Below are 22,584 nucleotides of genomic sequence, written 5' to 3' on the forward strand. Positions count from 1 at the left end.
GGCGCGGCGCCGTCCCTTTTGCGGTCGGATAAATACCGGTCAGGCTCTATGAGCCAAAATGATAATTAAACTCCAGCCAGCCTTGTCGGCCATAGGGATTGTAGTTACCAGTAGGATAATACGGCCAACCTGCGGTGTTGTCTTGTTTCACCGAATTGAACACATTGTTGACGATCAGCGATACCGACGCCTGCGGGCTGATCTGATAGCTGGCGCTCAGGTTGACCAGCGCAAACGGCGAGATGCGACGGGTCTGGTCGGCGCTAGGCAAGCTGCCGTAACGCGTAACTTGCGCCGTGCTGGTCCATGGGCCGCGCAGCCAGGTGACGCTGGCGTTGACCTTGGAACCCCAGTCCGGATTGGTCAGTGAGTTCAGCAGATCCTGGTCCGGATCGGAAGCAAACTGCCGGTAATGGTGGCTGAGCACCTTGGTGTAGTTCGCCTTCAGCAGGAAATCGCCGACGCCACCACCCTTGATGCGCCATTTACCGCTGAAATCCAGGCCGCTGGTGCGTTCCGACGCGGCATTGATCGGGTTCACCAGGATATTCTGAATCGCATTCGGCTGGTAGATCGCATTGGCGGGATTGCGTATCACGCGCGACAGGGCGTCGACGCAGATCGGCGAATTGATATCCAGCTGGCCGGCGCGGCAGTTGGCTTCATTGTGCAGGATGATATCGGGATCGAGATTGGTCACCAGGTTATCGATCTGGATGCGCCAGAAATCTGCGGATACGTCAAAGTCGGAACTTGGCGACCAGACCACGCCGTAACTCCAGGATTTCGCATTCTCCGATTTCAAGTCCTTGCTGCCGGTCTGGATGTAATTGGCGCCAGGCGAATAATTATTGTAGTCGCATCCAGCCAAAGGCTGGCCGGCGGCCTGGCAACGGTAGTAATCGGTGGTCGCTGAATAATAGCCGCGCGTCGTCGACGAGTAGATATAGTTCATGTCGGGCGCGCGGAAACTAGTGGCGTAGTTTCCTCGAAACAGCAGCGTCTTGGCAGGACGGAACTCGAGCCCGGTGTTGTAGGTGAACTTGCCGTCGTTGCGGCCGGCGAAATTGTACTCGTCATAACGCCCGGCCACGGTTGCTGTCAATTCCTTGAGCAGCGGGATATTCAATTCCGAGCCCAGGGCATAGCGCTTGCGCGATCCACTGGCGCCATTGGCTGCGGACTGGTTATAAAACACGCCCTGGTTGATTTGCGGATCCGGGGTGCTGCTGAAACCCTGGTTGCCGAATTCGGTCACGGCGGCCAGGCGCACCGGCCCTGCCGGCAAATTGAACAGTTCGCCGTTGGCGCTCAGGCTCAAGGTCTGGGTCCATGACTTGTCGCGGCTGATGCCTTCTCCGGTGATCGAGTTGAACTCGTCCGGCGTCAACGGCTGGGACAGCCTGCCGGGATTGGGCGCGTAGATGGCGACGCCATCGGCATTGTAGCCAAGCCGCGGGCCAAGGAAAAAGCTGTCGACGTTGTTCAGCAGCATAGGCGTGGTCTTGCGGCTGGTGTACGCGGAAATATTATAGGCCGCTTCGTAGTTCCAGCTATTGGTGCCAGGAATATCGCCACGGACGCCTATCGTCCAGTTGCCGGCGACATCGTTCCATTTACGGTTATAACGCGTCGCTCCGCCGATTTCTTCCGGTGAAATACGGCGATACCAGCTCTCGTTGTTGCCAGTATTCTGATTGAAGAAATAACTGTTGCTGACCGCTTCGGAAGTCCAGCTCGGGCCGCGCGTATTGTTTTGGGTGGTGTTAAATCCCAGCATCAGGTCGCTGAATATCTCTGTCTTGGGAGTCAGCTGATAAGTCAGGCTGCCGAACAGGTTTTCACTCTCGTTCTGGGTCATGGTGGTCCAGAATGCCGGCTGCGCCTTGCCGCTGCCGCAGTACGGACCGCTTTTCGACTGCACCCTGACGAGGCTGTCGTAGAACAGGTTGCCCAGCTGCGTGCAAGTTGCGCCGGGATCCAGATACTTGCCGCTGTCGACGTTCTGGCGCGAAAGCACGCGCGTCGGCAAAGCGACACCATCAGAGGAGGTGGAGGACATGAAATCGCGCTGGCGGCTCCAGATCGGCTGGGTACGGCTCAGCTCGATGCCGAACACGCCGCTCAGATCACCGCTACTGCCACCGCCGGTGAACTGGATCCGCTGGTTAGAGCCGCCGCCGTCTTGCGTGCCGCCAGCCTTGACATTCAGATCGAAGCCGCTGGCTTTCTTCTTCAAAATGACATTGACCACACCGGCAATCGCGTCGGAGCCATAGACCGCCGAGGCGCCGCCGTTCAATATCTCGATGCGGTCGACCAATGCGGACGGAATATTCGCCAGGTTGACGAAATTGACGGAGCCGTCATACGCCACCGGATAGTCGGCCACGCGGCGGCCGTTCACCAGGATCAGCGTGTGATTGGGCCCGAGGCCCCGCAAGCTGATGGTATTCGCCGCGGGCGTGAAGGTATTGCCATAGTCGGCGCCCTGCGTCATGCCGGTGTTTTGCGTTTGCGCGCTGAGCGCATCGAAGACGTTGCGGTACCCCTGCTTCTCGATATCCGCGCCGGTAATCACGGTAACGCTGGTCGGACCTTCCTTGCCGGCGCGAGGAATGCGGGAACCGGTGACAAATATCTGCTTGTTGTCGCTGGCGGAAGCCGCTGCCGTGTCATCTGCTGCCGGGGCCGGCTGCGCCGTTTGTGCATATGCCGCGTGATAGAGGCTTGGAACGCCATAAGCGATCATTAACGACAGCGCGGAACGCGCCGGCCAGGTTTTGAATCTCTGCATGTATACGTCTTCCTTCCCATGTTTTCTTTTGTAAAGAACTGTTTCGTTCTTTAATGGGAGATGAGAATACAATATCCATGCAGCAATAGAAACTGATGTATTTACATATCTTTATGCGTTGCATGAGGATGGGAAATTACTGTCTCGACAACTGCATCGGAGGGTGAAATTCGTACGGCTAGGCGTCCCTTCCAATTACTGCGGACAGATCATTTGAGGATTTTCCGGGCCGCCGCAATGATCTGACGCGACAGGTTTTCCATGCGCGGCGATTGCACCTTCCAGGTGTGCCAGTACAGTTCCAGCTCTAACGGCCGGGTCGGCGCCAGATGGATCATTTCACCCTTCTTGCCGGCAGCCTTGAGCAACAACTCAGGCACCATGCCATAACCCAGCCCATAACGGATTGCATTGAAATGCGACGCCGCTCCCGGCACGTAATGGCAGGGATAGGCGCCCTCGGGCAATCCCAGCTTGCTGAGCAAGAACGAAGACTGCAAAGTGTCTTTATGGGTGTAGGCCACCACCGGTGCGCTGCGCGCGGCCTTGCGCGTCAGGCCGTCGGCGAACCAGCGCTCGCGGAACGTTTCCGCCGCCACCAGCCAATAGCGCATGACACCCAGCAACTCGGCGGAACAGCCGCGCATCGGTTTCGATTCCGTGCTGATGCAGCCGATTGCCAGGCCGGTCTCCAGCAAGGAATAGGTGTGATCCTGATCCTCGACAGTCAGGTCCAGCAGCACGCGTTCACGTATCAACACGTCTGACAATGCCGGGAAAAACCAGGTACCGATCGAATCGGCATTCAACGCCAGCACCAGGGTTAGCGGCGCATCCTGCTCCACCGCCAGTTCCGCCGCCAAATCGGTCTCCAGCAATTTTGCCCGTTTCAGGTATTGCATCAGCCGCTGTCCCATGCGGGTCGCGCGCGCCGGACGGCTGCGCACCACCAAGGCATTACCAAGCTGGCTTTCGAGCGCGCGTACGCGCTGGGAAATGGCCGGAGCTGTCAGATGCAGCCGCAGGGCCGCCTGTTCAAAGCTGCCGGTTTCAATCACGGCCCGGAACGCCTCGGTGTGCTTGGGATTCAGATTCATCCGCGCCATCCTTACATTAGAAATATTTATGACTACTTAATAATGCTTAATTTTATTAATTATAACTCTTGCTGCCTTCACAATAACCGCTCATCAGTCTGTCGCACCCCGCATCCGCCAAAGATTCGTGTGTCATATCAACAGGAGCGACCATGCGGCAACCCGCCACGAAAGAAAAATCCGGCACTACCCGCCGCCTCAAATTCATTCTCGGCTTCGCCATCGGCCTGATGCTGGCCGCCAGCCTGGCCGGTGGTTACTGGCTGCGCCAAGCCTGGCAACAACTCCCTGCAGTCGACCATCTGGCCCGATATAATCCGGCGCTGCCATTGCGGATTTACTCCAGCGAAGGAATCTTGCTAGCGGAATATGGCGAAGAGCGCCGCGAATTTGTTCCCATCGGGCAGATTCCGCTGGTGATGCGGCAAGCGTTGCTCGCCATTGAAGACGCCCGTTTCTACGAACACGGCGCGGTCGATTTCTTCGGCCTGCTGCGCGCCACCTTCGCCAACCTGGTGACCGGCCAGCACGCGCAAGGCGCCAGCACGATTACCATGCAGGTAGCGCGCGGCTTCTTTCTGACGCGTGAAAAAACCGTGCAGCGCAAAGTGAAGGAAATACTGCTTTCGTACAAACTGGAACAGCAATACAGCAAGGACAAGCTGCTTGAGCTATACATGAACCAGATCTACCTCGGCGAACGTTCGTATGGATTCGCTGCGGCGTCGAACATCTATTTCGACAAGCCGCTGCAGCAGATCAGCGTCGCCGAAGCGGCCATGCTGGCCGGCTTGCCGAAAGCGCCATCTGCCTACAATCCTGTAGCCAACCCACAGCGCGCAACCATCCGTCAACACTATATTTTGCAGCGCATGCTGGAACTCGGCTATATCAATCAAGAGAGTTTTCAACAGGCTGCGGCGGAAAAACTGGCGATCAATGCCAGCCGCAATCCGTCGGTACGGGAAGCCGCCTACGCAGTTGAGGAAGCAAGGCAGATGGTGATGCAACTGTATCAGGAGCGTGCGTATACCATGGGATTGGATGTCACCACCACCATCCAGATGGAATCGCAACTGGCGGCAGACAAACACTTGCGTTCCGGATTGCTGGATGCGCAGGGGCGCCGCGGTTATCGTGGTCCGGAGGCGCAGCTTGCCGCAAGCGACAACGCCGAAACCGCCAGCCTGCTGCAACCCTATCCCGACAGTGGTGAAATCCGTGCCGCAATCGTCACCGCCATATCGCCAAAGCTGATCAACGCCACTTTACGCAACGGCCAGGCATTTCAGATCAGCGCCATCGATCCGCGCATCGCCGGCGGCTGGGCCAAATTACCCGCCAGCGGCAAACGCAGCATCGCTGCCGGTTCCGTGATCCGGGTCTACCGTGACAATGCCGACCGCTGGTTGCTGAGCCAGACCCCGGAAATGGAGGGCGCGCTGATTTCCGTCGACGCCCGGAACGGCGACATCCTGGCGCTGGCGGGCGGCTTCGATTTTTTCCGCAATCCCTTCGATCACGCACTGCAGGCATATCGCCAGCCTGGTTCTAGTTTCAAGCCTTTCGTCTATTCGGCGGCGTTGGAAAAAGGCTATTTCCCTGGCACCATGGTCGATGACACCCAGCGCGTGCTGCTGCCGCAAGACACCGGCGCCCGCGCCTGGCGGCCACGCAACTACGGTAACAACTATGAAGGCTTCATCACCGTCAGGCGCGGCCTGATGCGCTCGAAGAACCTGGTGGCGGTGAGCCTGATGCAAGCGGCAGGCGCGGCTTATGTCCAGGAATTTGCGACACAGTTCGGCTTTCTGTCCGAGCGTAATCCTGTCTCGCTGCCGCTGGCGCTGGGAGCCGGCGCGGTCACCCCGTTGCAACTGGCGCAATCCTATGCCGTGTTCGCCAACGGTGGCTATTCCCAGACGCCGCGGCTGATCAAGGAAATCCGCGACCGTTCCGGCCAGGTGCTGTTTGCCGATACAGCGCGCAAAACTCCCGGGAAAAAGATCGTCTCGGCCCGCAATGCCTACGTCATGGACAGCATGCTGCAAGACGTGGTCAAGTCCGGCACCGGCCACGGGGCCAAGGTGCTCGGGCGCAGCGATGCGGCAGGAAAAACCGGCACCTCCAACAATGCTTACGACGCCTGGTTCGCCGGTTACTCATCGGGCGTGGTGTCGGTGGTCTGGCTGGGCTATGATCAGCCTAAATCGCTGGGCAACACCACCGGCGGCGTAGCAGCGTTGCCGATCTGGGGCCGCTACATGCAAGTCGCCCTGAAGGACCGCAGTGAACGTGCACAAGAAGAACCGGCAGGACTCAGCGTATACGATGGCGACTACGTCTATGCCGAGTATCTGAAAGGCAGTTGCGTGGCAGACAGCAATCCCTTCATCCACAGCAAGCTCAAATGTCAGGCCGACGGCAGCACTGACCTGGCGATTGAAAAAGACGTCTTGAACGCGGCGCAAGAACGCGAACAGGTTCTGAAATTATTTTCTTCCGGAGATTAGCGCCATGCTGCTGCATACCATCTATCTGATTGCGATCGTCGCGGAAGCCATGTCTGGAGCCATCATGGGCATGCGGCGCGACATGGACCTGTTCGGCATCTGCGTGGTCGGCACCATCACCGCACTGGGTGGCGGCACCATCCGCGATGTCTTGCTGGGAAATTATCCGCTGGGCTGGATCGCCCATCCGGAGTACCTGCTATTCACCATCGGCGCCGCCATCGTCACGGCACTGGTGGCGCGCTTCCTGCATCATTTGCGCAGCGTGTTCCTGGTGGTCGACGGCCTCGGCCTGGTGGCGTTCAGCGTGATCGGCTGCGATATCGCCCGCGCCAACGACATGGTTCCAGGCATCGTGATCCTGGCCGGCATGATTACCGGCGTCTTCGGCGGCTTGTTGCGGGATGTGTTGTGCAACGAGATTCCACTGGTGCTGCAACGCGAACTGTACGCCACCATTGCGCTGTTCACCGGCGCCTTGTATGTCGGCCTGCTATGGTGGAATGTCGATCCGAGCGTCGCGCCCCTGGCCGCCATCGGCATCGGTTTCGTGTTCCGTCTGCTGGCCATGCGCTTCCATTGGAAACTGCCGAGCTTTAACGGCAGCGGGATTCGGGGATTTGAATGAGATTTCGCCGGAGGCGCCGCTCATATCAGGCAAGCGAACTACTTCTGCAACATGGCTGAAACTGGAATGCTCACAATCAGCCACCCATGTAGCGCCCCCGGTAACCGCAGCTTGCCGGGAGCGTAGCCTGTTTTCTGCCCGCTATCTTTACAGCACAGGTCTCATCAAGGCTTGATTCTGGTGATCTCGCTGATGTGCGCTTTCCCTGTTAGTGGTTTAAAGATATACACCAAGGCCGGGAAACGGGGCGCATTAGGCACACTGACTTCACCGGTGGTCAGGAAACAGTAATTTGTACCGGCAACGACTTGCGTCGCAAAGGCGGACGGCACGTAACTCACGCCGACAAAACCTTCCAGCGCTTCCTTGAACACGGCTTTCGCAGCGCTGGTTAATTCATAGTCAAAGGAACTCCAACCACCGACAATTTCTGTTGTCATGATATTCACCCTTATGATGACCGCTTGTTCGGATACCTGCGACTGTTGCGGCCTTCCAGACGCAAGTTACAAAAACTCCTTAAAATCATGCTGTCTTGAATTGGCCGTCATCCAGGTGATACAACAGCGCAAATTTATTTCCGCGCGGAAATCAGAAGCTCATCCTAGTCGTATGCAGGAAGAAAAAATACTGTTGAAAGTGATAGGTCCGGTGATGAATTCAAGCCCGAAGCGGAGAGTGTCTTAGAGGCTGTTGCAAAATTAAGATGGCTAGGCGCGCCGATGAAGACAGTACGAGTAGTACGGCTAGGAGGCGCAACAACGCCAGGTTAATTTTGCAATAGCCTCTTAGAACAGGGTCGCAGCGAGCGCCGTCAATGCAACCACCAGCCAGGACGGCCATTTCCAGACCACCAGCAAGAGAAACCCCAGCGTAGCAAGACCGAAGTCTGCCGGCCGCAGAATGGCGCTGGTCCAGACCGGGTTGTAAAACGCGGCAAGCAGCAGTCCGACCACAGCGGCGTTAATGCCTGTCAAAGCCCGTCTGGCGCCTTGGTGCCGCCGCAACGCTTCCAGGAATGGCAGCGCGCCGCAGACCAGCAAAAACGAGGGGAGGAAAATCGCCACGACGGCGACCATCCCGCCCAGCCAGCCGTTCGGCGTCATGGAAGAGGCGCTGCCGAGATAGGCTGCAAAGGTAAACAGAGGTCCGGAGACAGCTTGGGCGGCGCCATATCCCGCGAGGAATAAATCATTCGAGACCCAGCCTCTGGGCACGACTTCCGACTGCAACAATGGCAGCACAACATGGCCGCCGCCGAACACCATCGCGCCGACCCGGAAGAAGACGTTGAACAGTTCGACGACGTAGCGTCCGGAAATCTCTGCCAGTAATGGCAGCGCCGCCAGCAATGCCAGGCACAGAACAATTGCCGAGATGCCGGCGCGCCGGCTGATGTTCGTGACGGGAAATTCTGCCAGCGCAACCGGCGCAGTCTTCAGAAACAGCGCGCCAACGATCCCCGCTGCCAGAATGACGCCGATCTGACCAAAGGCATTGGGCAGGACAGTGGCGATGCATGCCGCTATCAATGCGATGGAAGCTCTTTTTACGTCCGGCGTCAGCGTTCGCGCCATACCCCATAGCGCTTGCGCCACAACCGCAACCGCGACAATCTTCAAACCGTGCAGCCAGCCGCCTACCGAGCCGGCGTCCACATGGCTGACGAAGAGGCCAAAAATGATGAGCGCTAGCGCCGATGGCATCGTAAATCCCAGCCATGCTGCAATACCGCCGACGTATCCGGCCCGAGTCAGGCCCAGCGCAATGCCGACCTGGCTGCTGGCCGGACCTGGAAGCAACTGGCAGAGTGCGACCAGATCCGCGTAGGCCGACTCCGCCAGCCATTGGCGCCGCACTACGAACTCCGCCCGGAAATAGCCGAGATGCGCGACCGGCCCGCCAAACGATGTCAGGCCAAGCCGCAGGAAGATGAGGAATACCGACAGGGGTGAATCGCGCATGTTTTCGGAAATTGAATTTTCTGATCGCCAGCATTTGATCTAATACATCTCATGGCTTTAACAAACCGGGCCGGGCCCACGTACTATAATTCATGACCTGTTGACGTTGCGATTCACAGCAGCATGACGTCTGGCATTTCGCTTCAGTCGGATTTTTTCCTATTCATTTCCAACGAAAGAAATCCATCCATGTCTACGATTTCGGTTGCAGGAACCACAGTCCACTATACGACATCCGGCACAGGGCCGGGACTGGTCCTGGTCCACGGAACGAGCATCGGCACCCAGGCAAACTTCGGCCACGTGGTCGAACGCTTTACCGATCAGCGCCAGGTGATCAGCCCTGATTACGCCGGCTGCGGCAACTCCACCATTCCGCCAGGCGACCTGACGCTTGATATCCTGGTGGAACAGATTGCCGGTACGATTCGCCATGCTGCGGACGGACCGGTTGATTTGCTGGGAGATTCACTGGGAGCGGTGGTCGCCGCTGCGACTGCGGCCCGCTATCCGTCCCTGGTGCGCCGGCTGGTGCTGGTTGCCGGCTAGGCCGACAGCGGCGATGCGCCTCTTGGCCGTCAGCAAACGCACTTCTACGATATCCGGTTTGTGGCGTAAAACTGACTGTTGTGTGATTTAACAATTGTTTGCCAATGCAACATTGAATATGCCATATGCTTTGCTTAGCCTCTATGGAAGACGGCGCGATGCCCGGTCAAACAGGATTCCAGCGCATGGCGGCGGGTTCAGAAATTTTTGCCTTGTCATCTTTTTGTCACACAATTTCATGAAGATGGTATGCAGGACTTGATGCCTCTCTCAAGCCGATTGATTATTTGTTGCCTCTGACTACGTGAGTTAAAACATGAGAACATTCATGCATCTGTATCGCTACTATCGGCGCGGTGGCTACAGTATCGTTCCTGCTGTCAAGCGCGCCAGTCGCGCCTGGAACCACGGATTTTAGAATCTGCATACGTTGTTTTACATGCCCGGTTTCCCTGTTTTCATATCCCTGGATATCTTCCCTCGGGTATGTAGATAACACGTAACAACGGCCGGTGCCGGTCTTGCCGCCGAACCGCAACCAGCCATCAAGATGCTGTCGGCTATCAGCCGATCCGCAGACACAGCTCTGCCACAATCGTACGTCACGGCCAGCACTTCCCCATCGTCCACATTTGCCGGACCGCGTGCTCCGGATATCCGGCAATGGCAGATGCAAACAGACAAAGTCAGATAGCCTTTTGATTCGGCCTCCACTACTGGAGTAGTGGATACGTCGAAAAATGCAAGCGCTTCCTCAATCAACTTCAGGGCGATAACCATTAGCGAGCAATTGAACCTAGAAGGACTCGACCTGCAGTTTTTTCAAGGCGCGGACCCACAATGAGATCGCGTAGATTGAGCAATTGACCGAGGGCTGATCGGTGAAAAGTTTGAAAAACAAATTGGCAGCATTATTTGTTGAAGAACCAGCGTCTCCGGTGCGTGGCGACGCTGGCGCAACGGGCCAAGCTGGTTCTTTAACAAGCTTGGCCCCTCGCAGTTGGTATTAAGCGATATCGAAACGGTCTGCGTTCATGACCTTGACCCAAGCCGCGACGAAGTCCTTGACAAACTTCTCCTTGGCGTCTACACCGGCATAGACTTCGGCATAAGCCCGCAGCACCGAGTTGGAACCGAAGATCAGATCGTTGCGGGTGCCTGTGTACTTGACCGCACCGGTCTTGCGATCACGTCCTTCGAACAATTCGGCCTCGCTGTCTACGGCTTGCCACTCCAGGTCCATGTCCAGAAGATTGGCGAAGAAGTCATTGCTGAGCACGCCGACCTGGTCGGTGAACACGCCGTGCTTGCCGCCATCAAAGTTGGCGCCGAGTACCCGCAGGCCGCCGACCAAGGTCGTGAACTCCGGTGCGGTCAGCGTCAGCAACTGGGCGCGGTCGACCAGCAAAGCTTCGGTCGCAGCGCCGATCTTGCCCTTCTTGTAGTTGCGGAAGCCGTCGGCGACCGGTTCCAGCACGGCGAAGGCCTCGACATCCGTCTGCGCCTGCGTGGCATCGGTGCGACCCGGTGCGAAAGGTACCTCGATCGAGATGCCGCCTGCCTTGGCCGCCTGTTCAACCCCAACGCTGCCGGCCAGCACAATCACGTCAGCCAGCGAAGCCTTCCCCGAAGTCTTCTGGATATCGACCAGCTTTGGCAATACACTCACCGCCACCGCGTTGACTTCCCAATCCTTCTGGGGAGCGAGCGCCAAGCGTGCGCCATTGGCGCCGCCACGTTTGTCGCCGCCACGGAAGGTGGAGGCGGATGCCCAGGCCACCGATACTAGCTCGCTCACCGATAGACCGGAGGCCGCGATCCTGGCCTTGATGTCGGCAATGTCGGCCGGTGTTGGCTGGTGCGTTGCAGCCGGCAACGGATCTTGCCAGATCAGATCTTCCTTCGGAACTTCCGGGCCGAGGTAACGTGCTTTCGGCCCCATGTCACGGTGCGTCAGCTTGAACCAGGCGCGTGCAAAAGCTTCTGCAAAGGCTTGCGGGTCTTCATGGAAGCGCTTGGAAATCTTGCCGAACTCCGGATCGAAACGCAGGGTCAGGTCGGTGGTCAGCATGGTGGGCTTGTGGAACTTGCCTTGCACATGCGCGTCGGGAATGATGTCCTCGGCATCCTTGGCCACCCACTGTTTGGCGCCGGCTGGCGAATGGGTGAGTTCCCAGTCGTACTTGAACAGGTTTTCGAAAAAATTGTTGCTCCACAGCGCCGGGGTCTTGGTCCAGGTCACTTCCAGCCCGCTGGAGACGGTATCTTTGCCGTGCCGCTGCCCAAAGTTGCTATTCCAGCCAAGGCCCTGCGCCTCGAGCGGCGCGCCTTCAGGTTCGGGGCCCTTGTGCGATTCGGGCGCGGCGCCGTGCGCTTTACCGAAGGTGTGGCCGCCGGCGATCAAGGCAACGATCTCCTCGTCGTCCATGGCCATGCGGCTGAAGGTGGCGCGGATGTCCTTGGCCGCAGCCATGTAATCGCCGCTGGCGTTCGGACCTTCGGGGTTCACGTAGATCAGGCCCATGTGGGTGGCCGCAAGGTTGTCGTCCAGTTCGCGGTCACCATGGAAACGCTTGTCGGTCCCCAGCCAGGTGGTCTCGGCGCCCCAATTCACGTCCATATCCGGTTCCCACACGTCTTCGCGGCCGCCGGCGAAACCGAAGGTGCGGAAACCCATGGACTCCAGCGCCACGTTGCCGGTCAGGATGAAAAGGTCGGCCCAGGAGATTTTCTGGCCATACTTCTTCTTGATCGGCCACAACAGGCGACGGGACTTGTCGATATTGACGTTGTCCGGCCACGAGTTGAGCGGCGCAAAACGCTGCTGTCCGCGACCGCCGCCGCCTCGACCGTCGAGGGTACGGTAGGTGCCGGCGGAATGCCAGGCCATGCGGATGAACTGCGGACCATAGTGGCCGAAGTCGGCCGGCCACCAGTCCTGGCTGTCGGTCATGAGCTTGATCAGATCCGCCTTGAGTGCCTTGTAGTCGAGTTTGTTAAACTCTTCAGCGTAATCAAACTTCTCACCCAACGGGTTCGATTTGTTGGAATGCTGATTCAGCAGATCAACGCGCAGCTGGTTCGGCCACCAGTCTTTGTTCGTCGTACCGCCACCGGCTTGGTGGAATGGACACTTGGCTTCAGTAGACATGGGAAATCTCCTTTGTGGTAGGTAAATTGGGTAGCTGCAATTGCTCTTAAATCAGGCCGTTCAAGGCAGCTGCCTGGAAGAAGCAATGCCACCCATGCTACTCCGTCACTATCCAATAGAAAAATTAATATATTCTATCTATCTGATAGGGCAGGCCGCCGATGAACCACGTCTTTTCACGAAGCTGGGGATTTTAATATTTGCAATATTTGCAATATTTAAAATAGAGTGTTTTTCACCTGAAGAAAATTCGTGGTCGTCATCATTATGACGCGGCCTTGTTCCTTGACGACCCGTACAAATTCACGGGCAGCGAACTGGCTAGCCTGATCTGTGTTCACGATCTCCGGCCGACCGGGGTGATTAGATGCCAAAGCAGAAGCCGCTTTTGTAGATTCAATCTTTGACAAGATTGATGCAAACAAGAATGGCTCGATTGGCCGGTCAAGTTGATGCAATTATGCAAGGCATTTCCATCCTTGCCGTCGGCTTTATACAAATTTTCAAACGAGCTCCTATCTTGTCAAAGTCGTGCTTGTACGAATCCGCACCATTACAACTTCCCTGGCCGAAAAAAAACCTCCCTATCCTTTACCGAATTGGGAGGCGTCGATTCAGCATTTTCCCCTTGAAAATCAATAAATCAAGGAAGAGAAAAAAGTGAATTTACTTTACAAGAATTTCTTTGTCCGATTCAAAAAGGTTGTGCATACCAAAATATGTAAACAACTGGCGATGCCATAGACAAAATCTTTAGCTAACTGTGATATTTCCAGATAATAAGTAAACAACTCGCAAATTAGCCGCTGTACGTTGTTTACTCTTTCCCCTGTGAGGATTGAATAGCTATCCGTGCAAAGTTGGATGTTAAATTGCGGGCTATGCCGCCGGTAAGGTCCTCTTGCTGACATGATGTCGCTCCTCCTGAGAAGGCTCGACAAGCGTATCACTTCCTCCCGTGGCCTTGATCCAATCCGAGGGGTTCAGTCCATTATTGGGTCAATTTTCAGTCAGCGGCAACAGGTATATCGCTGCCTCGAGGTACTTTGCCTTCACTTGGTGGATCGTATTTACGCGAATACCGCAGAACCCGAAGATTATGCAGTTTTACGCTGTGAGCCGATTTGTTTCGTTCCATGCGCCATGTGGCGTCTGACGCCTTCGCTAAACTGGCGTCAGTTTAAAAACACAACTCAGGATCGAAACCGACATGAAACCTCCGATGAAGCAAACTTCTGAATCCGGCCTGGATCGCGCCATGACGGATGTGACTTATAGAGAGCAGGGGATTACTTCGCTGCAAAGGGATTTTTTGTCGCAGATCGCCGTGATGCTCGGCATCAGCCCCAAAGATTGCGCAACTCTGGTAGCGCCCGCCACGTTCACCGGACGGGCCGGTCTGATCTGCCGCTTTCAACTTCTCGACAATGAATGCGCCGTGTGCCCGGAAGTGTTGCTGCCGCTATCGGCGGGCGAACTGATGGGGACTGAAGTCGTGCTTCTGCTGGACATGCAACGCGCGCTGCTCACCGAGTTCGGCTGGTATCTTGGGACATCTGCGGAAGGCATTCTGCAAATCAGTCCCACGACGTGGATAGACGATGCGCATGCGGCGGTCCTGGCGCTCGATCTGATCAATGGCGCCGGCGTCGAGGCGCTCCAGCAACTGCTGCGCAGCTCTGCTTCGCTGCATTAAACTGAAAGCGATATCATGCCTCCCGTCAACCGGTCGTCCTCCATCGGCAACATTCCTCTTCAGACGCAAGGTGAAACATCGACGCATGCGGCGGATGTTGCTGCGGCAAAACCTTCGACGCCGTCGTCTGCCAAAGTCGCTCGGTCTCAGTCGGCATTCGTTAAGGAAGGGCCGCTCCGTTCGCTCGCCGATATCCGTCGAACCCAGTCGCTGGATCATTGCGTCACAGCGCCGGTATCACGTGCGCCTGCCTCTCCTGCCCCTGCAATTACGCGCCAGTCCAGCGCCTTGTCGCAGCCCAGTGGACGTTTCGAATCGACGCACTGGAGCGGCCATCCCCTGATGAGTCAAGACTCGGCATCGATCAAGCGCAACGCAGCAACGCCCGGAGTGTCCTCGCGTTTCGGGGAAATTCCCGGTAATACGGAAATCGTGCTGGACGACGCAGGCGACAGAATGGGGTTGCCTGCTTCCCACTTCGCTGCGAGTCCGTCCAGGGTGTTGTTGTCGCCCGGTGTGGAGCGCTCCGACTCGATGTACTGTAACCTCGATTCCTCGATGAGGACGCAGTTCAATCCATCGGAGTTTGGCGTATCCTCGCATTTCGTGAATATTCCTCTCCATGAGGCTTCTCTCGACGAGGTGAGGATCGACATGCCCGAACGGTCGCCGCGCGAATTGATTGCCAGCGCCCTCGATGATATCCCTTGGACTGAGCACGCGCGCGAAGGGCAGCCGCAGCACGAGGCGCAAAATCTGCTCCAGGGGGAATACATCACGTGGGCGGCGGATGTGCTCAAGTCGCGCCAGAAGGCTTTCGGTTCAGCGGCGTATACGCTCGGAAAGGATATGAAAGCGCCGACGCATGACGCCCTGTTGCCGGCATTATATGAGGGTGTGCGCCAATTCATCAGTTCAGCCTCGCGCTCGCCGTTGCGCAACGCGATGGTCACGTTTCTCGGACCGCGCAATAACAAGCAGGGCCAGAGAGTCGGTGAACTCGCCAATAGCTTCGATCCCGCCGTCATCGGCGGCGCGATGGGCGGCCTGACCGCATACACCACGGATGCCTGGGTGTTGCAGGCTATGGACCGCCGTGCAAAGCTTTCCAATTTCCCTGCGATCAAGGAAGTGGACGTCAAAGCGCTGGTGCCCAATCCGGGGCCGGTTCGCTTGCGCGTCAAGGACGGCGTCAAGGAATACTGGCGTTCGGCATCGGATCAGGCCGGCGGCCATAGCAGCGCATTCGGCCAGGCCGGCAACCTGAGTTTGCCGCGCGCTGGCGACGCCACCACGGTGGCTTTGAAAAACGATGCGATTGCTCTGCGCGAGTCATTGTCGCGGTGGCAGGGCAATCTAGATGGCAAAGGTCTTATGACCTGGTTTCAGCCGGGCGTCAGCGGTGCAGTCAACGTAGTGCGTCGCTTGGCATCCACAGCGCATTCGCTGATCAAGCCGCTGCCTGTATTCGGTAGCTCGCTGCTGGCATCGGCCAGCGCCGGCGGCGCGGCCAAATTCACACTCGGCATGGCCAAGGCCACGCCCGGCCTGGCTCAGGCGCAGGTCGACAACCTAATCGGAGGCAAGCAAAATATCAATCTCTTCGTCGTCAAAGCGCCGGACAAGGACGTTCCCTCCGCCAATTGGGGCGATATCAAAGGCTTGCCGAAGGTGGCCCTCGATACTGCGGTGGAGGCTGGGAGCCTGCTCAAACATTCCTTCAACCTCAGCCGTCCCTGGACCGAAATGGGCGGGCAAGCCAAGGATGTCGTCCGGGTCATGCTCGCCAGCGCAACGGCCAGCGTGGTGGCGGCCGCGACCGGGCAGAAGCTGGCGGAAATTCTGCGCAATGGCAGTCCTGTGCCGTTGTCGGGAGAGACTTTCAAATCGGGAGCCAACTTGCTACAACAGTTCGGGCAAAGCACGATGAACGATTACATATGGAATGCGACGAAAGACTATACCAAGAACGACGCCCACGATCTCAGCATGAGCCTGGACAGGAACCGCGACCACAAGCAACAGAAGCTTTTGATCAAGGCCGGCCAAGAACATCGAAAACTTCCGGACTTGATCGAACAGTGGAACACCTTGCTGCCGCCGCAGCCGGAGATGAGCAGATTGGGCGCGTTGATACGGACCAATCCGGATCGGAACATCGAGGTCGAGAGCATCAAGACGATCCGCAGCGGCCTGGGCAACAATGGTGGGGTCCCGGAGGCGAACATGAGCCATGAACAGCAGCAAGCGCACGCCAAGCTGCTCAATGGACTGGATACGGTGATCAAGCTGATTGCAACGCGCGACGAGCTGGTGCAGTGGCGCAACCCAGCGGGCGCATCTAGCGCAGACCGGACACGCTAGGACGCCTGTTCACACTCGCAAATCCAGTGTAAACAAGCCCTAGTGCGGTGTCCGGGTAATCTCGTACACCAGGCCCGATAGATATCCCTCGGTAACAAGGGCTTGGTTCCTGTATGTATCGTCCTTCATCAGATGATGATGCAACTGCTTCAGCCTGAAAAAAGGGATCGAGGGAAACAGATGATGTTCAGCATGAAAATTGACACCGTTCTGGCAGAGCATCAATCTCTCCAGCCATCGCGCGCGCACTGTTCGTGAACTGTACATGCCGGGCTTCGGCATGCCAAAATGCTCCGCCACATCCCGTATATAAAGAATGCCCATCAGGACGGTGAATAAAGGAAAGAGCCAATACAGCAATACGATTTGCCATAGATGAAAATAGCTTGCCGCGCCAACCAGCACGATGACAAACACGATCCGGCAGAGACGGGTGGCAAGCGGGAGATCGAGCGACATGCCGGCGTCGACCGTGTATCCCTTCAGTTCGCTCCAGGTGTAAATCCCGCCGGCGTGTTTGAGCACCTCAAGAAAGAACTGCCGTTTTTTCATCGGGAACTGGAATCGTTGTTTTTTCATCGAAGAGCGCCAGTTCGGATCTTGCGCCGTCGATACGTATCGGTGATGCGGCATATGATCCCTACGGAAGCCGTGCACCGTTATAAAAAACGGAAACGCCGTGAAAATATCCCCAATCATGTCGTTCAGCCATTTTCTTTTTCTACTGAACTGACAATGGGAAAACTCGTGCATCAGTACCAGCAAGGCATGCTGTCTGGTGCCAATGGCAAGCATGCAGACAATACCAGCCGGAATGCTTGAAAAATGGACAGCTGCGCATATGGTAGCGACGATGCATACCCACTCAAGTGCGACTTGCGCCAGCAGACGCGCAGGCGCGGTTTGAGACATTGCTTTTAATAGCTCGCGCTCCAAGCGGATTGGAGCGGGTTGAGATGTTGCCCGGTTCATGTTGAGATTTTCAGTCAGATCGGAATTTTTGAAGAAACAGCGATGGACGGCGCGGGGTGGCATACACAATTGTTCCGGCGCCACAGGCCGGCCCGATGCAAGCTGTGGATTGCGCCTGTGCACAGCCATTGACGCAGCATCCCTGCTTTCGCATCGAAGAAACCGCTGAGCAGGATGCTCGGCTCCAGCGTCACCACCTCGTGCCACCATCGCTTCGGCATATACAGCGCGTCCCCCGGCAGCAGATCGACAACATACAGCGCTCCGGTGCTCGCGCCATGTGCGGCGAGATCGTTGATGCCGATGCGCGACAAGCATGCCCAGCGGTCGTATTTGTTCGATACCTGGTCAAGCGCTTCCACCGTGCCCGGACTGGCCAGATAGAATCGCTTACGGCCCGAGACCTGAAGGGCCAGGTTGTGCAGCCGGTCGAAATGCAGCCCGGTGCGCGCGCCGCTCTCGCTGATCCATGCGCTGGACGATACGATCGCGCCGTGCGGGAACAGCTTGGTAGGACGAAGATCCTCACGCAACTGCGGAAAAATCTTGAGCAGGTCGAATTCCTTGAGTTGTCTCGGTTCGGCACTGGTCTGCGGAGCATTTTGCAGATGCGCGAGATAGTCGCCCAGCGTCGATGCCACGAAACGTGTCAGCCCGCGTTCTCGGTTTCCCGCAACCAGTTGAACGGGCAGCGCGGGAGCGAGCGATCCAAGATAGGCAAAGCGCCACTTCCGAATTGCCGGCCAATCCTTGCCCAGGCCGCGCAATACGCAGGGCGCGTCCGGATTCCCGGTGATGTAGCCGATGTTTTTTGCCTCTGCCAGCGGCGAAAAATCTTGACCTCTTGCGGATGCAAGCAGCATTTTTTTCATTGGCCGCCGCCGTTTATTGCAAAACGAACAGCCATTGTTTCATCGCCTGCAGCCACGGCAAAGGTAGCCGCTTCCAAAGCGGCGCCAGGCTGCCGAGCGGGATGCGGCCGCCGATCACCACTCCGTAATTCATCGACGCTGCATGCGGAAAATATTCGCGCCGGACCGCCACAATGCGCTGAAAACCCTTCTTGTGGTAATAACACAGCTGCCGGTCGCGCGGCAAACCTTTGCGCCGTTCGAAGACATAATTCTCGACCGCTTGTCCCGGGTTGTCGCGTATCCAGTCGCGCAGTCCCGGGATGGGGGAGCCTAGATACATTTCCTGCCAGCCGTTCTTGAGCGCATGCGGCCAGAAGAACGCGAAGATGGCCTTGGCGGCATCGCCGTCGATACTGCTCAGGCTGATGCCGAACAGTGCTTTTTGACGGGATGCCTCGGAATCGTCATGATTCACGCAGTCCTGCCAGCTACGCGCGCGTTTGACGGCTTCGAGGCTGGTCGGCCTGGCGAACAGCGAGGCCAATGCCCTGCCCGTTTCCGAGCAGAATGCGCCGATCGCCAATGTCGGATAGCGCGTAATGCGCACGCTCATTTCCGTTACGCTTGCCGCCTGTGTTTCATCCCATACAGCCCGCTCAAGCTCCATCAGATTTTGCAGATCGTGCTGATTGAGAAAACGCACTTCGATGCGCTGACGCGTCGGGACTGAGGCTTTCGCAGCCATGACGCTTGGTTTGCCGACGATGGCAGGATCGAAATAAATGCCGTTTTTCAGGATGCCGTCGGCTGAAGCCCGACGCGTATTGAAAATTGAAAAAATATGCATGCATAAGCCAAAAAGAGAAAACAAGCAGCAGAGTAAACATTGAGTGTTACAAGCCGATGACCATCACTTTAAGGATTTGCATTCACGTATCAAAAACGCAAAAAACGGATGTGGACAACTACCACCGTAATTCCCCATTTTTAAAACACGCGAGTCATAAAGTTCGCCTGTCGCAGCAAGCTTTCGCAGGCGGATCATGCAGCAACTCCCTTTGAGGTGAAATATGAAACATCTGATCCTTTCAAGGAGAATCGCATGTTCCAGAATTTACCTGCCGTAGATACTCCCTCTTCAGTCCTCCGTCCGAGTCGCACTGCATTACTGCAGGCCACTGCGGACATCATGGGGCTAAACGCCGAAAGCAGGCAATCGTTCGCCCAATCCGGCCTGCTTTACAGCGACGGCATCGAGTTCGCGATTCATGTCAAGGACCTGCCTGAGGCCACGCGCATCGTGGCCTCAGCCGCCATGGCCAAGCCGGACGGTGTCGAGCCGGCCGCCTGGCATGACGCCATGTTGCGCGCCAATGCTTCGGCCATGATCGTCGCCGACTGGGGTTTCACCCTGGATGAAAGCGACAGCGCCTGCCTGCTGATGAATCTGCCGTCGACCATGCATGAACCGGAACTGCTGCGCGCTGCATTGGAAGGCATGCACGATCTGTGCGTGGCCCTGCGCACTGGCGCAACGAATGGCACTGACACCAAAGGGAGACTCCAATGAAATTCGGCAACACATTGCATCTGAAGAACGCGCAATCAGCAACACTGCCAGCCGCATTGCAGGAATTCGAGGCAACCAGGGAAGTGCTGGTGCTGATTGCCGAAGTGATGCTGCTGCTCGGCGCCACCAAGGAAGTGGCCCGGGAGGCAGCGCGTACCGGCCGCATCCTGATCGGCGAACAACGTTTGTTGCTGGCCTGCGCGCCGGATGATTCGGCATTGATTGTGAGCGCACTGCTTGACCCGACCTGGGCCAATCCGGCTGCACGCAAAGCGCTGCTGCTGGCCAATGCCCAGTTGCTGCTGTCGTCGGGCGTCATTGCAACGGACGGTTACGGTGGCCCCAGCCTGATGTGCCGCTGGCCGCTGGCTGAGCCGCAACCCGCGGCACTGGCCGGCCGGCTGCGGGAACTGGGCGCGTTCGCGGCTGGAATCCAGGCGAAGCGTCATTAATCCGACGCAATAGTCTCGAGCAACACAACAACAATCGATCACAGCAATTTTTGACAGGAAGGATGCATCATGGCAGGAGAAACAGGAGGAGTATCCCGGACGAACTCGATGCAGCACACGACCTCGATCTCTGAAGAGACTACAGGCAGCAATCCGTCATCGCCTCGGGCGCGAACGAATCCGGCGACGAGCGCAGCGCTTGAAGAACTGAAAACGAAGCCGGAATCTCTGTCTTCCGGTCGCAATTCAGCTGGGAATTCGGCACGGATTCTGAATGCAAACCTGCCGGGAACCTCGAACGCAGGCGGGAAAAGCACGCATACTTCGCGTCGCCATCATGAAATCGGCACCGCGACACGGCCCGAGATTGGTACTGAAAGTGGCAGAAAATCTGACGTCAGCCAAGGGTCCACTTCCTTGCGTCGCATGACCGGAGGACCAGTCTTCACCCAAAATTCGCCGTTTCACGATGTCGCGATTGAAATCGACTTTCCTCCGCCACCACCACCCGCATCGAGTTGGCGGGCGATCGCTGCGGCGCCGTTAAATAGTCTCGCTGCCATGGGCGGCAGCGCATTGTCGTCCCTCAAAAATGGCGTCGAAAAGGTAAAAGACGGCACGGTTGTCGCCGGCAAATTCGCCGGAAAACAAGTGATTGCAGGCTACGAGAAAGGCAAGGAACTAGGCGCTGCCGGCGCTGCGAAAGGAAAGCAGGCCGCCGTCTTCGTAGGCGAACAAGCCGGCCACGTCGGCGCCAGCGCCGTCTCGGGGCTGGGAGTGATGGGCATCGAAAAGAAATTCCTCGGCGCTACCGCTGGCCACCTGATTCATCAGACGGTCGCGGTCGGCGTGCCGACCTTCCTGCGGGAATGCATGAACGAGGTATTGTTTGCCGGACTGCGCCAGATTCCCCACGAACATGCGGTGGCCCTGCAGGTGGTCTCGGGCACGGTCTCGCTCTGCCTGCACCGTGTACGCCAGTACCGTGAACAACGCAGCCCCGAAACCGCGGCATGTGGGTTTCACAACCTCAGCGCCGAACAATGGGCCGCGCTTCCACCGGAAGAAAAGCAGACGAAAATGGCGCAGCAACGCCGCTATTCCGATGCCGTCACCACGCTGGCCACCGGCGGCATACTTACCAACATTGCACTGGGCGTCGCCGGCCCCCACATCGGGCAACCGGAGCTTGCCGCGAAGCTGGTGGCGTCGGATATCAAGGTGCTGGCTTACGCAGGCGCGCGCGATACCATACAGGCCACATTCAGGATGGTAGGCACGGAAGCCGACACCAATGGCGGCGTCAGCGGTTCACATATGAACGCTTCGGGCGAATTCTACGCAAAAGTAAATATTGCGGCTAACTATGCCTTCAGCGCATTTGTGCCGGCAGCCTTGGGCGATGCCCGGCTCGCCCTCGCGGGACAACATTCTCCTCTCAGCAAACACGAAGCAATGAACGTCGTTTATCACTCGTCCGCAATCAAGGCAACCATCAATACAGTGCTGGAAACCTCAGACTGGACCAATGTGACCGAGCAAGAAGCCAAGGAAGCCGGCACCAGTCAAAAAATCGATCCTGCATGGAAAGGAAAGCGCCAGGATTACATGCGCGTATTCGATCAATCCGTCGCTCGCACGGCGGCCATCAACAGCAACATCGCGGCCGGCAATGCGCTATCCGTCATCGGCGAGCAGATAGGGTTGTCGCCGGCGGCGACAACCCTGCTTTCCAACGGCGGCTCAGGCGCCATGGCGGGCCTGAGTTACAAAGTGATTGGCGGAACCTGGCAAGCTGAGGGAGCGGTGCGCGCGGAAAAGGATAGCCGGCCCGAGGCGGCTGGGTGAGCCTGAGGAGTCGGGAGCCGCTGCGCAGGTAATACGCGCTCTGAAACCTGCAAGCGATATCGATTGCCAGCGCCTGTATCGATGTGGATCACGCCGGAACGATGCATTCCAATGCTGGTAAGCACGGCA

16 protein-coding genes are annotated in these 22,584 nt (G+C 57.4%); 8 read left to right on the top strand and 8 right to left on the bottom strand.

What is annotated here, in order from left to right:
• Positions 1-46: 46 nt before the first annotated feature.
• Entirely contained in the window at positions 47-2,797 is a 2,751-nt protein-coding gene (locus ABI171_RS21385; RefSeq protein ID WP_348094583.1) for a TonB-dependent receptor, read from the bottom strand.
• A gap of 209 nt (positions 2,798-3,006) precedes the next feature.
• A complete protein-coding gene (locus ABI171_RS21390) occupies positions 3,007-3,894 on the bottom strand; it encodes an HTH-type transcriptional regulator ArgP (RefSeq protein WP_348094584.1) in 888 nt (295 codons plus the stop codon).
• 152 nt (positions 3,895-4,046) lie between these two features.
• Here ABI171_RS21390 and ABI171_RS21395 point away from each other — a divergent pair, with 152 nt between their 5' ends.
• On the top strand, positions 4,047-6,407 hold the full coding sequence (locus tag ABI171_RS21395; protein ID WP_348094585.1) for a PBP1A family penicillin-binding protein: 2,361 nt from the start codon (positions 4,047-4,049) through the stop codon (positions 6,405-6,407).
• Between the two features lie 4 nt (positions 6,408-6,411).
• A complete protein-coding gene (locus ABI171_RS21400; protein WP_348094586.1) occupies positions 6,412-7,035 on the top strand; it encodes a trimeric intracellular cation channel family protein in 624 nt (207 codons plus the stop codon).
• A 164-nt stretch (positions 7,036-7,199) separates the two neighbouring features.
• Here the strand turns inward: ABI171_RS21400 and ABI171_RS21405 are convergent, their stop codons facing one another.
• Both ABI171_RS21405 and chrA read right to left on the bottom strand, forming a co-directional pair.
• On the bottom strand, positions 7,200-7,475 hold the full coding sequence (locus ABI171_RS21405) for a hypothetical protein (protein WP_348094587.1): 276 nt from the start codon (positions 7,473-7,475) through the stop codon (positions 7,200-7,202).
• A gap of 348 nt (positions 7,476-7,823) precedes the next feature.
• A complete protein-coding gene (chrA, locus tag ABI171_RS21410; RefSeq protein ID WP_348094588.1) occupies positions 7,824-8,999 on the bottom strand; it encodes a chromate efflux transporter in 1,176 nt (391 codons plus the stop codon).
• Between the two features lie 189 nt (positions 9,000-9,188).
• Here chrA and ABI171_RS21415 point away from each other — a divergent pair, with 189 nt between their 5' ends.
• Entirely contained in the window at positions 9,189-9,548 is a 360-nt protein-coding gene (locus ABI171_RS21415; RefSeq protein WP_348094589.1) for an alpha/beta hydrolase, read from the top strand.
• Positions 9,549-10,554: 1,006 nt separating this feature from the next.
• Here ABI171_RS21415 and katG read toward each other — a convergent pair.
• A complete protein-coding gene (gene katG, locus ABI171_RS21420) occupies positions 10,555-12,699 on the bottom strand; it encodes a catalase/peroxidase HPI (protein WP_348094590.1) in 2,145 nt (714 codons plus the stop codon).
• 1,222 nt (positions 12,700-13,921) lie between these two features.
• On the opposite strand from katG, the gene ABI171_RS21425 reads away from it, so the two are divergent.
• The gene (locus ABI171_RS21425) at positions 13,922-14,395 is read left to right on the top strand and encodes a hypothetical protein (protein ID WP_348094591.1); all 474 of its coding nucleotides are present in this window, start codon (positions 13,922-13,924) and stop codon (positions 14,393-14,395) included.
• Positions 14,396-14,410: 15 nt separating this feature from the next.
• Entirely contained in the window at positions 14,411-16,759 is a 2,349-nt protein-coding gene (xopF, locus tag ABI171_RS21430; protein WP_348094592.1) for a XopF/Hpa4 family type III secretion system effector, read from the top strand.
• Between the two features lie 39 nt (positions 16,760-16,798).
• On the opposite strand, the gene ABI171_RS21435 is transcribed toward xopF, so the two are convergent.
• Genes ABI171_RS21435 through ABI171_RS21445 form a run of 3 tightly spaced genes read right to left on the bottom strand, consistent with a single transcriptional unit; the run spans position 16,799 to position 19,432 of the window.
• Positions 16,799-17,794 (bottom strand): fatty acid desaturase family protein, encoded by a 996-nt coding sequence (locus tag ABI171_RS21435; RefSeq protein WP_348094593.1) that lies wholly within the window; start codon positions 17,792-17,794, stop codon positions 16,799-16,801.
• Positions 17,746-18,603, bottom strand: a complete 858-nt coding sequence (locus ABI171_RS21440) for a cupin-like domain-containing protein (RefSeq protein ID WP_348094594.1) — start codon at positions 18,601-18,603, stop codon at positions 17,746-17,748. Before ABI171_RS21440 ends, ABI171_RS21435 begins: the two co-directional genes overlap by 49 nt.
• Positions 18,604-18,616: 13 nt before the next feature.
• Positions 18,617-19,432 (bottom strand): hypothetical protein, encoded by an 816-nt coding sequence (locus ABI171_RS21445; protein WP_348094595.1) that lies wholly within the window; start codon positions 19,430-19,432, stop codon positions 18,617-18,619.
• Positions 19,433-19,774: 342 nt separating this feature from the next.
• Here ABI171_RS21445 and ABI171_RS21450 point away from each other — a divergent pair, with 342 nt between their 5' ends.
• The 3 genes from ABI171_RS21450 (at position 19,775) to ABI171_RS21460 (ending at position 22,455) form a co-directional block, all read left to right on the top strand.
• Positions 19,775-20,155 (top strand): hypothetical protein, encoded by a 381-nt coding sequence (locus ABI171_RS21450; RefSeq protein ID WP_348094596.1) that lies wholly within the window; start codon positions 19,775-19,777, stop codon positions 20,153-20,155.
• Positions 20,152-20,607 carry a hypothetical protein gene (locus ABI171_RS21455; RefSeq protein WP_348094597.1) on the top strand — a complete coding sequence of 152 codons (456 nt, stop codon included), beginning with the start codon at positions 20,152-20,154 and terminating at the stop codon, positions 20,605-20,607. The genes ABI171_RS21450 and ABI171_RS21455 overlap by 4 nt, the downstream gene beginning before the upstream one ends.
• A gap of 426 nt (positions 20,608-21,033) precedes the next feature.
• Positions 21,034-22,455 (top strand): hypothetical protein, encoded by a 1,422-nt coding sequence (locus ABI171_RS21460; RefSeq protein ID WP_348094598.1) that lies wholly within the window; start codon positions 21,034-21,036, stop codon positions 22,453-22,455.
• Positions 22,456-22,584 lie beyond the last annotated feature (129 nt).

Source organism: Collimonas sp., assembly GCF_039923675.1.
In the GTDB taxonomy this organism is placed as follows: domain Bacteria; phylum Pseudomonadota; class Gammaproteobacteria; order Burkholderiales; family Burkholderiaceae_D; genus Collimonas.